This window comes from Thioclava sp. F28-4 (assembly GCF_002020045.1).
Taxonomy (GTDB): Bacteria; Pseudomonadota; Alphaproteobacteria; order Rhodobacterales; family Rhodobacteraceae; genus Thioclava; species Thioclava sediminum.
Map to the genome: position 1 here is coordinate 515,397 of NZ_MPZQ01000001.1, position 13,335 is coordinate 528,731.

The window sequence follows — 13,335 nt, forward strand, 5'->3', positions numbered from 1 at the left end:
TCAGCCTTTTGCATTGCGCGATTGTTTACCGGTATTGCCTGAATTGCCCCGGGTCGGGGTCGTTGTTGCCGGTTCAGGCTCGGTGATCGGTGCAGCACTGGGCGCGGAGGTGGTGTCGCTGGTGGCGGCATCCTGCGGACCGGCGTCAATCGCAGTATCGGAAGCGGTATCATTCGGGGTGTTCGGCACAGGATTGGCCGCGGGCGTGGCGTCCTGAGCCGCGAGGGTCGGGTCCATCCAGGTGGCCGCGTCGCTATCGTCGGCCAGCCCGAGGATATGCCCGAACTCATGCTTGAGCGCATCGACGAGGTTCAGCCCTTCGCTGCCATCGAGCGACCAGCCATGCCCTGCCCCATCCGCATCGAGCGTGATCGCGCCCTCGGCGGTATAGCCCAGAAGCGTGCCGTCGAGCGAGGCGATAGAAATCTGCACCGCTTCGAGCTTCGCGATCTCTTCGGCGGTCAGGCCCAGTTCCTGCGCGATCTCTTGGAGCGCCTGCGCACGCGCCGCGGCCAGAAGGTCTTCATCGAGCATCGCACCTTCTGGCACCTCCGCGACCGAGACCGCATGAAGCGCTTGCGCCGCCTCGATCGTCAGCGACCAGCTTTCCAGCGTGCCGGTCTTGCGCTTCGCTCCGTCCACGATCTCCAGCGTCCAGACACCACCCGACATCTTGCCCTCAAGCGCCGCCAGATCGCCAACCGGGCGATAGGTCACGCCGTAAGGTGCCGTGGCGCCGGTGATGCTCTCGCCCGCCGCATCGTCGAAGCGCGTGTCGATCCCCGTGCCATCAAGCGCCGCGAACAGCTCGATCCGCGTGCCATCGGGCGCGATCAGCGTCACGGTCAGGTCGCTCAGCCGCTCATGGGTCAGGCTCAGCGTCACATCGAGATCGGCGATCACCACATCCGAGCCGACATAGAGGCTCTGCGTCGTCACGCCCTGATCCGCAATCGCGACGGGACCTGCGGACGCGTAATCGTAGATCAGCGAACCGGTATCGGGCGTGAAATAGGCCGGGTCGTTCGTCGCGAGGCGCACATCGTCGAAGCTCGCCGTATCGAAGGCCATCAGACCGACCGCACCATCCGCGACCGGGGCGTAGAAGGCATGGCCCAGCACTTCGTGGCCGTTGAGCGCGAGGCTGACCGTGCTGCGGGCGAGCGTGATCTCGAGCTTGTTGGACTGGCTGCCGTCGATGGCGATGTCGTAGCTCGCGGTTTCCACGAAGCCGTCGCGCTGCGTGTAATAGCCGATCGAGACGCGGTCGTTGGCAGTGTCGATCACGGCATATTTGTAGCGTCCGTCGGTGTAGCTGTCGAAGACGAAGCCCGCGCGGCCGCCCGTTTCGATCTGGGCCGCGATCCGCGTGACGGAGGTCTCCGCAATCACCAGATCGGACAGTGCGATGGCGGGCACACCGGCGGGCTGGGCATCCAGCGCGCCCGCGTTGATCTGCCAAGCGGTATCGGTGGCGAAGCGATCCGCGATGCCGTCCGAGAAGTCCTCGGTCTCATCGAGGGTAAATTCCGGGGGCAGCACCTGCACCGCGATATTGTCGAGCTTGGTCACCGAGTTCTGCGCGCCGATCCCGACATAGCCGGAGTTCAGCCCGTGTGTGACGCCGTATTGATCGACCCGCGCATCGAAGACATGGGTGAAATATTCCTGCCCGTCGATCACCAGCGTCGCCGTCAGCCCGTTGATCGCGAGCAGCAGGTTATAGGGCGTGTCGGGCTTGGCCTGAACCGGGGTCTGCTCCAGCACGATCCAGCCATCGGCAGTGCGGATGCCCATCTCGAACTTGTCGGTCGAGATGTTCACACCGGCGAATTTGAAGTCGGTCGGCGACTGGTAGTCGAAGATCAGATAGGCGTTCGACTTCAGGCCCGCCGTGGGCTTGCCGCCGACGATGGTCGCCTTCATCTCGAAATAGCTGGGCAGCGCGTCGCCGATATAGAAGACCGAGACCGCATCGCCGCCGAGCGTTTCCGGGCTCACCGCGAAGGCGCCGCCCTCGACCGTCCAGACCCCGCTATCGGCGGCGAAGCCCTGCGCGTCCTTGCCGCCGCCATTGCCGTTGAAGTCGGCCGAGCGCAGCACGTCACGGCGACCGCCCGGAATGTTGCCCGGCTGCGGATCGTTCGGCGCTCCGGTCTGATCCTGCCACGCATCGTCCTTCTGCATCACCAGCCCCAGCTCGCCCCACGGCTCGCCGTTGCGGTCGGCGTTGTAGTCGCCGGTATCGGCTGCGCGAGTCGGATCGGCGCCGTCGGAGGCCGAGAGATCGTAGAGATACTCTTGGATCTGCGGGGCCAACGCACGGGAGATAGTGAAGGCACCGAAGGGCGCGAAGGGCACGATGTAGCTGTTGAACTCGCCCACCCAGTCGATCAGGCGGTCGCCACCGGTATTGCCGATCATGATATCGCGACCGGCACCGCCATAGACGATGTCCTCATAGCTCGACGCGGTGTCGGGCGTGTCATTCGCGCCCAGCGCCGAACCGTCCGCGTCGCGGCTATGGTCGTCATCGACATCGATCAGATCGTCGCCCCAGCCGCCATAGACATGGTCGCGCCCGGTGCCGCCGACGAGCCAGTCATTGCCGAGATCGCCGAAGATCACGTCATTGCCGTCGCTATAGACCGGGCTGCCATCCTGCTCGAGCGTGCCGACCTGCGGCGCGCCCGGATCGGCCGGATCGAAGCTCGCGAAGAAGGTCAAACCGTCGGTCGCCTCGGAGAGCGAAACGTAATGGCCAGCGGCGTCGATCACGATCACATCGCGCGGGTTGTATTCGTCATAGGCCGCGAACTCGCCCGCGTAGAAGGCATTGTAGCCCAGCGCATTGCCCTGCGTGGCCGCGGGATCGGCGGACCAGAACGGCACCGTGTAATCCGAGCGCACGAGCACGCCCGCCACACCCGGCGCCAGCGCATCGTTCGGATAGGCGAGATACCAGGCTTCGGCCAGCGCCTCGGCGCCCGAGACCAGATCGTCGCCCGCCCCGCCATGCAGGAAGTCGTCGCCCAGACCGCCATAGATGATGTCATCGGCATAGGCCGGATCCTGCAGCGGATCGTCGGTCTGGCCATCGGCGGTCAAGAAGAAGGGCGTCAGGTTCACGGTCTTCTTCAGCGCGCCTTGGACGTTGATATCGGCCTGCTGGATCTTGCCCGGGGTCGAGATCGTCTGCGGGCTGACCGGCGCGACACCGTAGAGCGGCTCGCCATAGCCACGGTCGTTGCGCGAGGTCCAGATGCGGCCATCGTCGCCCAGCACCCCATCCTGACCGGTGCCGCCCGAGATCCAGTCATGGCCCCAGCCGCCGATCAGATCGTCGTCCTGACCTTCGCCATAGAGCACGTCATTGCCGCGCATGCCGTAGATCGCGTCGTCGCCGCCCTCGCCGTGGATCTCATCCGCGCCGCCATTGTCGGCCAGTGCATCCGCGCCCCAGACATCCGGGCCGCCGGTGTGGTAGTCGAGCAGTTCGACCGCACGCACCACCAGCCAAGCGTCGGAATGATCTGCGCCGCCGATGACGGTGCCCGAGGCCCGCGCCGGATCGAGCGTGTCGTAGTTGAAGCCGAGGAACCCGGTCGCACCGACCAGACGCAGGATGCGGCCATTGTCGCCAAGGATCACATCGGCGTCGCGGGCATGGGCATTGGCGCCACTCTGACCGTAATCGTTGCGGCTCAGCGTCACCGGATCGCCCTGCCCGCCGAAGAGCATATCCGCGCCGTCGGGACGGAAGGCCTCGGTGACATTCGCCGTGGCCAGCAGATCGAGGCTGAAGCCCTCGCCGGTCGCGCGCGCATCATGGATGTAGAGATCCGAGGAGCCGCCGATGATGTCGTCCTGACCGAGCCCGCCGAAGACGATGTCGTTGCCGCCATTGGCCTCGATATAGTCGTCGCCGTCGCGCGCCGCGTCGATGCTGCGGGTCGGGTTCACGCTGAGCGTGCCGTCGGCGAGGCGCGTGGCGTAGCCGTCATCGGTTGCGTCATAGGCGGTGGCGAGCGCAAGGCCGCGGAACGTGGCCGAGCCGTCGCCCTGGATCGCATCGTCGCCGAGCTGGCCGAAGATCACATCGTCATCCGCGCCGCCTGCGAGGTAATCCGCACCGTAAAGGTCGGTCCGGGTCGCCTCGTTCGTGTCGGTGTGGTCGAAGAGGGCGATCAGCCGCTCTTCCACGCCGGTCGGGTTGGTCTGTGCTGTGGTCCCTGCATTCGAGCCGGTGCCGTCATCGGCAGCGTCATAGATGGTCAGCGTGCCATCCGCGAGCATCCGGAAGCGCAGGCTCTCGGCCGCGTCCGTGCGGATCACGATACCATTGTCGCCAAGGATCACGTCATTGTCGGTCGCGTTCGGGTCGAGCGCCTGCGCGTCCAGATCGAACCAGGCGCTGATCACCGGGCGATCCTCGAACAGCACCGCACCGTTGCCGTCGACACGGTCCGCGCCGTCATCGCCGCCCGGACGGTTGTGACCGCCGATCAGATCGTCGTCGCCGTTGCCGCCATAGATCACATCGGCGCCCTGCTGGCCCAGCACGATATCCGCGCCATCCTCGGCGAAGATCATGTCGCGCCCGCCGCCGTCGTTCTCGCTGCGCAGGATCGAGTAGAAGTCGAACTGCGTGGTCAGCTCGGTCAGGTTCAGCGGCAGCAGGTCGGCATCCACGCCACCGCCCGGCTGCGCCACGATCCGACCGTGATCGCCGAAGACCAGATCGTTGCCCGCGCCTGCGAAGATCGTGTCATCCGCCGTGCCGCCGATGATGAAGTCGCGGCCCGCGCCGGTGGCGATCAGATCGTTGCCGCCGATCATCGCACCGGTCGCCGCATAGCGGTCCTCGGTGGTCGCGATCTCGTCGATATCGGAGGCGTCATAGTCGAGGCCCACCCAGTCGATGAAGCCGGTATCGCCGATCACGATATTGCCCGCGTCATGCAACGTGGTCGCTGTGTCGGTCGCGGCATAGACCTCGTCGATCTTCACGTTGATCGCATCGCCGCCAGCCCCGCCGAGCACGATATCGTAGCCGATGCCCGCAAGGATCACGTCATCGCCGCCGATCTCGGGTGCAGTCGTCTCGATCAGGCCCAGCGTGATCGCTTGGGTGCCGAAGCGCGGAGCGTTGTCCTCGGCGGCCACGATCCGACCATTGTCACCCAGCACGATATTGTCGCCCTGGCTCGCGTTCACGTAGTCGCCCGAGATGACGGTCTCGCCGTCGCCCCAATCGACGCTCAGAGCCCCGCCGTCGACGCCCGCGATGACGATATCGTCGCCGCCGCCGGTCACGATCCAGTCGGCCCCGCCGATCGCCTCGGCGGTCGAGGCGATCTCGTCGATGTCGGAGGCATCGCCATCCGCCTTGACCCAGTCGACATAGCCATTGTCGCCAAGGACGATATTGCCAGCATCGCGCAGGGTCGTATCGCCCACGGCCACGTCATAGACCTCGCCCTCGGCCACGCGGATCACGTCTCCCGCCGTGCCGCCCAGCACGATGTCGAAGCCGATGCCCGCAAGGATCACGTCATCGCCGCCGATCTCGGGCGTGGTCGTCTCGATCCGGCCCAGCGTGATCGGCTGCGTGCCGAAGCGCGGCGCATCGTCCGTGGCGGCCACAATCCGACCGTTGTCGCCCAGCACGATATTGTCGCTTTGGCCCGCATCGACATAGTCGCCCGCGATCTGCTGCCCTTCGGCGAGGATCGTCGCGGCGATGGTTTCGCGGTCGCGCGAGCGGGTGCCGTCGATCAGCGCGTCGATGATCGTCTCGCCATCCTCACCGGCGAGCACGATATCGTCGCCCAGACCCGTCACGATCCGGTCGGAGCCGCCATAGGTCTCGGCGGTGGTGGCGATCTCGTCGATATCGGTGCGGTCGCCGTCAGCCGAGACATAGTCGATGAAGCCGCTGTCACCGATCACGATATCCTTGCCGCTATCGGTCGCGCCGTCGGTGGTGATCGTGTCGCCATTGACGCCGCCCAGCACGATATCGTCGCCGCCGAGCGTGGTGATCGTGTCCGCGCCGCCGATGGTCGGGTCGATCGTGTAGATCAGCGTCGGCGCGACATCGGTGCCGTCATTGACGTGATCCGGGCCGCCCGAGCCGAGCTTGAGCGCATAGCCCGTGCCATCCGCGGTGAGATAGTCGATCCGGCCGCGATCACCGAAGACGATGTCATTCGCGAGACCCGAGGTGATGCGGTCATCGCCCTGCCCGCCGAAGATGATCAGCGGCAGCGTGCTGAGGGCTGCATCGACGATATCGTCATCGGCGAATTCCAGATAGTCGCGGGCATAGCCCCAATCGGGCGCGTAATTCGCATCATGCGGACCTTGGGTGTTGAGCGCGAAGGCCCCGTCCTCGCCCGCCTGCAGATCGACGGTCACATCGTCATTGCCCAGACCGGTGTTCAGAACCGTCAGCTCGCGACCGCCTTCGATATCGCGCGCATGGGTACCGTCGATGGCGATCGCATCGGCGCCGAAGCCGGTCCAATAGGTGATACCACCCAGGAAGTTGCCCGCGGCATCCGCGCCATAGGTGATCGGCGCGGGCGCGATGCCGACGACGAAGATCTCGTTGACGCTCGACAGTTCGGTATCGTCGCCCCAGGCGGCAGCAGCGGCCAGCGCGGCATCGCGGTCATCGGTAATCTCGGCGCGCAGATCGGTGGTGCCGTCGCCCTGCACCGTCGCCTCATCCGAGATCATCAGCTTGTGGCGGCCGGTGCCCGCTTCGATGTTGAGCATGCCTTCGACGTTCAGCAGATGCCCGGTCAGGAAGGTCGTGTCGGTGTCGAGCCCGAAGCCCGCCTCGGAGGAGACATAGATCCGTTCGTCGCCCGCGCCGAGGTTCAGCGTGGTATGGGCGGTGGTGCCGCGCACGTTGATCACGTCGTTGCCCGCGCCCATCCCGATCTCGAGATATTCAACACCGTAGTAGTCGACACCGTCCATCCGGGTCTCGAGCTTGGCCAGATCGGTCTGGATGCCCAGCGGGCCGAGCAGATAGTCGAGCGCCGGATCGCCGCCATTGACCACCACCGAGATCCGCTCGCCCGAGCGCGAGGTGATGACGAGCACCGTGCCCTCGACATAGGCGATGATATTCGGGCCCTGGGCATCCATGATCTGAGCCGCCAGCGCCGCAGCCACATCCGCCGCCGTGTCGCCGGCCAGCGCGGTATAGGCGAAGCTCGACAGTGCGAAGTCACCCGGGAAGGCATCGTCGAAGAGCGGCGTCGCGAGATCGGTCAGATTGATGGTGAAGGTGTCGCCCGCGCTCGGCTCGGCGATATCGATACGCGCCTCCAGCACATCACCCGTCAGGCCGCGCGTATCGACAGCTTCCACCGTGGTCTGAGCCAGCGCGCCCTGGAAGGTCAGGTAGATCGTGTCGCCGAAGCGGTCGACCGCGAAGTTCTTGGTGTAGGGCAGGAACGGACGGCTGTTATTCGGGTTCAGGATCGGCTCGAGGATCGCGGCGATCTCTTCGGCGGTCGCGTCATAGGCGATCGGGTCGGAGATGCGCAGATCCATGTTGCCCAGCACATCCGGCACCATGAAGGCCAGCGTGAAGGTCCCGCCCTCGGCCGCGATGGTGATCGCCTGCATCTGGTTCAGGCTCGGATCGGTGGTGCCCTTGATGACTTCGGTGACCTCGATATTGGCGGTGGTGTTCGCGTCGCTGGTGATGCCGCTCGCATCGACGATCAGGTCGGGCAGATCGACGCCGCCGGTCGGGCCGCCGAAGATGACGGTGTAGATATAGCCGCTATCCGTCGCCTCTACGCTCACCTCCGCATCGGTGCCGTAATCGGCAAAGACCGTGTCGATCGCCGCTTTCATCGCTGCGGCATCCGCGTCGAAGGCCACCGTGACCGGCGTGCCATCCGGCAGAGCCAGCGTGAAGCTGCCGCCGGTGCCGCGGGTCTCGATCTGGATACGCTCCGCCACCGAGGGCATATCGAGCCCGGCCACGCGCGCGCCATCCAGCACGAGGACATTGTCGTTCAGGTCGGCGCTGTCATCGAGGAACAGACGGTCGTTCTCGCCCGCGCCCATATCGACGATCAGGAGACCGGTAATCTGGTCGACCACCCCCTGATCGGAGCCGACATAGACCTGATCGTCGCCGTTGCCGGTGCGGATGATCGTGTGACCGGCAGTGGTCTTTACGTAGATCACGTCATTGCCGTCGGCGCTGTCGATGATGGTCTTCCCGCGATGGGTGCTCTCGACCGTGAAGGTATCCACATTGCGGCCCAGACGAATGTCGACCACTTCGAGGCCGGTATAGCTGACGCCACCCGCGATCAGCTCGCCGCCGATATATGTGTCGCCGCCCATGCCCAGACCGGAGAGGTGGTTCTCGGTCAGCACGCCGCTGTCGATGGCCGGGCTCTCGTTGTTGAAGACGGTGAGCGTGTCGATCTGCTCGGCCTCGTCCACGCGCAGGTTCGGATTGACCGGCGCATAGGTGATGAGCGCGCCCGGATCGGTGTCGAACCCTTCCGGCGGCGTGCTCTCCAGCACCATCTGGCTGCCCGAGACGACCGGCGCATAGACCGAGGAAATCCGCGCCGCCAACCCTTGGGTGACCGAGCCGAAGCTGCCATCGGAGGTGACCGAAGCCGGGGTGGCCGCGCCGTTGATCGTCAGCGCCCAGCTCGCGCCACTCACCGGCGGCTGGTTCAGGTGGAACGCGGCCGCGGTCCAGTGGATATTCGCGTCGTTATAGAGGCTCTGCACCGGCGCGCCGCCGATGGTCGAGGTCAGACCCGCATAGGTGGTCACCGCGATATCGAAGGCGGCCGCATCGGCGCGCTTCACATGCAGGCGGGTCTCGCCCAGCAGGTTCACCGTCGCCACCGCTTCATATTCGACCGAGGCGTCGATCAGCGCAGCCAGCTCGCGCAGCACGATCGAGCGGTAGGCGTGCTCCGTGTCCGGCGTGTAGCTGAAGTCGGTGCCGTCGAGCGTCACGGTCACGGTCTCGTAGGCGGTCACATCGCCCGCCAGATCGACCGAAGCCGTGAGCCAGTCGACCAGCGACAGATCGCTCTGATCGGGGGTGCCGAAGAACCAGACATAGCCCGCCTCGACCGCATCCTGCGCGCCGACCATCAGCGTAAGCGTCATGCCCGCATCGTTGACGAGCGAGAGGATATCTTCCGAGACGCTCGCGACATCGACACGGCCGCTCAGCGTGCCATCGGGGTCGATGGTCGCGATGTCGTAGATCGTGGCGGTGTCGTTGATGCGCGGATCGAAGCCCGGACGCTCGCCGTAATCGCCGTTCACATGGGTCAGCTCTTCGGGATCGATGGTGATCACCGTGCCACCATCGGTCACCGTCCCGGTCACGCCATCGGCGAGCGGAATGTTCGTCTCGCCCGGCAGCAGCACCGGCACGCGCAGCGACACGTCGGTATCGCTCTCGCCACCGATGATCGAGACCGGGCCGCGGATCGAATTCACGCGGTCGTTGAAGGCGCCGAAGACCTGCGCGTCGCCGCCATCGACGATGGTGTCGTCGATCGCGATCACGGTGATCTGCTGCGGGGTCATCCAGTTGGTGTTATCGAACTCGACGAACTGACGCGCCGCGATCTCGCCCTCCTTCTGGCCGCTGACCGAGGCCGAGGGTTGGTAATCCGCCGCCGGATCGGCCAGCTCGCGGATGGAGATCACGCGACCATCGACGATCACCTCATAGGCGCGCGGATCGCCATTCGCGGTGGCCGCATCATTCGCGAGGTTGATCTGGGCACCCAGCGCGGCAGCGATGTTCGACAGCGACTGCCCGGCGGTCACAGTGTGGGTGAAGCTCTGGCCGTCGAAGTTGACCGTCCAGACCTCGCCCGCTGTGGGCACGCCCATCATCTCGAATTCGAGGACATTGGCGAAGTTGAAGTCCTGCACGGTGCGGGTGTCGATGCTGCCCTGGCTGTCGCCCGCGATGCCAACCTCGACGAAGAAGCGGGTGAACGTCGCCGCGGCATCGACCGAGATTTCGATCGCGCCATCGGCGGTGAGCGTGGCGTTGTAGCCGGACACCCCGTTGATCGCGGCGATCAGGCCCGCAGCAACCGCATCAAGATCGTCGCCCGCCTGAACCGTGTAGCCGACCGTCTGGGCGCCTGCGCGCAGGTCCACATCGTTGAAAAGGGTGACCTGCCAGGTCTCACCCGCGACCGCCTCCCCTGCCAGCGACAGGGCTGCAAGCGGGGCAGCGACCTGAACCTGCACGAGTTCGTTCTCGCCGAAGTTCGCATCCGCGTTGAACGCCTCTTGCGAATTGTAAGTACGGGTCGGCAGCGGGGTCACATCGACGCGGACGGTGTTGTCGCCGCTCAGCGCACCGGTCAGCACGACCGAGAAGCTGTCCACGACCTGCACATCGCCCGGCGCACGCTCGGCCAGATCGGTCGAGCCGCCGGTCTGGATGATCTCCACCGTCGGCGCGTCGTCATCGAGCACGGTGACGTCGAGCGGCGCGGGCGCGAGATTGTCGCCGTTGCTGCCCACGACATAGCTGTAGGGCGTGAACTGCTGCGCGAGTTCGGCATTGGTGATGTTCGTGCCGATCTCATAGGCGAGGCTCGAGCCCTCGGGGATCACGATCGGGGTCAGCGGCGCCGCGAAGGCGATGCGGGCAAGCTGCCAATGGGTCTGCGACTTCACCGCATCCGCGCTGACATAGGCGCCGCCGGTCCGGGTGTTTGCCGCGTCGGGGCTCGTCTTGCGCAACACTTCGATCGAGAAGGACTCGATGCCGCCCGCGCCCGGGGTGCGGAAGATGAAGATCTCGCCCAGATCGTAGCTCGGCGGCGTCAGGCTCGCATCGCTCGCGATTGCGATCGAGGCGTCTTCACTGTCGAGCGGCAGCAGCGAGAAGGCCGTGGCCGAGGTCAGCGTGATCGCGCCATTGGCATCGACCACCGCCGTGATCCCGAGATTGGCGGCGTTGATCTGCGCTGCAAGTTCGTCGGAGATGCCCGCGATCCCGCCCAGCTCATCGCCCGATTGCGAGGTGTAGCTGATGAGCTGACCGTCGACGAGGATAGTCCAGGTCTTCGACCCGGCATTGGAGTAGATCGCACCTTCGACCGAGGGCAGCAGCGTCGCTTGCAGATAGCCCGCCGAAGCCGAGTAATCGGCGCCCGCGAATTGGGCGACCAGCTTGTTGACGATGTCGCTCATGGTGTCGCCGAACTCGGCGGTCGCCTGCACCTGCAGCCCGTCGAGCTTGATGATCCAGGTCGCGCCATCGACCAGCGTGCCATCTGCGGCCAGCGTGCCGTCGGCCAGCGACGCGCCGAGGCGGAAGGCCACAATGTCATAGGCGCGCTTGCTGGTGGCCGCATCGACGCTCAGTTCATCGCTCGAGAACTCGAAGGCGTCGCCCGAAATCGAGACATAGATGTCGCCGGTGGGCGTGAAGAGATAGCCGGAGGCGGGATCGCTGGTCTCGATCAGGAGCTTGAAAGAGACGCCCGCCGCCGCCGCGATGCTGCGCGTAGCGCCCGTGCCCGTCATCGTCGCAGCCTGCTCGGCGTCCGCGTTCACCAGCGTCGCGAAGGCATCCGCGATATCCGTGGCCGTCGCGGTCTGATCGAGGCGTGCATCGACGACGATCGTGCCCTCGGTCACGGTCGAGAGGTCCGCCACCACTTCGCCGATCCCGACGCCGACCACATAGTCGATGCCGCCCAGCGTGAGCGTGTAGAGCTCGGTCTCAGCCGTATTCGGGCGCAGGATCGTCAGATCGGCCGCGGTATAGAGCACCTCGGCGCTGCGCGGCTGGCTGATATCGCGGTTGATATTCGCCGCGACCCCGCCGGCCACATCCGCATAGGTCGCACCAAGGAAGGCGTCGCGCGTGTCTTCGAAGATCGTGGGCTGGATGCGGGCGTAATGCACACCCTCGTCGGCGCTGTCGTTCACTGCGGTGATCGTCACGAATTTCGCGGTATTCCAGTCGGTGCCGTCGAAGTTCACGACATTCGAGGACAGCGTCACATTGCCATCGACCGCGAAGTTCACCTGCACCGGGCCGGTCGGCGCGCGGCTCAGCATCACGGCGAAGCGGTCATTCGCGGCAAGCGCTGCGGCCTCGGCCACGATCGTGTCGCCCGCGAGATCGATGGCCGAGGAGTCGTCGACCGGGAAGATCAGCAGCTCGGCCACTTCATCGTCGATCACATCGACCAGCATGTTCGGCACGGCGAGATTGTCGAAGCCGGTATCGTCGGCGCGGCTGTCGCCCTCGGTCACGGTATGGCGCAGTTGCACGATGCCGCGACCCTCTGCCACCAGATCGTTGATCGCGGTGACGGTCACATATTGCGGCGTATCCCAGTTGGCCGCCGTGAAGTGCAGCACCGTGCCCGAGGCCGAGCCGTTGACCAGCACGCCCTCGGCGCCCGCGGCCACATCGCCCTCGGTGCCCAGCGTCGGCGAGATCGTGATGTAGACGTCTTCGTCCGGCGCGCGCGACAGCGCAATCGCGTAACGGGTGACGGACATGGTCGGATCGGCAGTCGCGGCCTCGAAGACGCGCAGCACGCTGGAGCCCGCCTCGCCATCGGCGTTGAAGAAGACCAGATCGGGCGCGTCATTGTCCTTGATCTGCGAGACCGGATCCTGCGCCCAGATCGCCTGATAGCGCGGATCGGTGCTGTCGACCATCGTCTGGATCAGGCCGCTGTGACCGTTGAGACCGTTCGACACCACGGTGATCGCGCCGCCCTCGGTGACACCGTCGAGATCGGAGCCGCCAAGGTTCACGCTATCCGAGCCCAGACCGCCCACGATCTCCAGCAGAACGCCCTCGGAGGTGCTCTCGATGAAGAAGGTGTCGTTGCCCTGCAGCGCATCGACCACCAGCTTCTCCATCCCGGTGTAGGAGATGAAGAGCCCGCCGCCATAGACGCCGTTCTTGGTGATGACGTAGTCGTCGCCCATCTCGGTGCCGATCACGGTCATCGTGTCGAAGCCGTCACCGCCATCGATGCGCACCGGCGCGTTCACCGCATATTGGATGAAGTCGGCGCCCTGCCCGCCATTGATGTTGGTAAACGGCGCAGCCGGGTCGTTCGGGTCGACGCGAACGAAGGAGCGGACCTGGAACGTGTCGTCATCGGCCTCGCCATAGAGGAACAGCTCGGCCTTGTTCGAGTAGACGGTGAAGCTGTCCTCGCCGTCGCCGCCGCGGATCGTGGTGTCGAAGCTGACGCCGTTCGACAGGAAGCCGACGGTGACCTGCGTGGTCTCGTAATAGTCGATGCCGCTCAGGCC

The 13,335-nt window shown here is 65.5% G+C and carries 1 protein-coding gene (cut by a window edge); it reads right to left on the reverse strand.

Annotation, left to right across the window (positions count from 1 at the left end; all coding sequences use genetic code 11):
* A protein-coding gene (locus BMI87_RS02460) for a proprotein convertase P-domain-containing protein (RefSeq protein ID WP_078519567.1) crosses the window boundary here: on the reverse strand, positions 1-13,335 show its 3' end. 19,890 nt of this gene lie beyond the right edge of the window; the window shows 13,335 of its 33,225 coding nt (coding positions 19,891-33,225); its start codon lies beyond the right edge, outside the window; it ends in the stop codon at positions 1-3.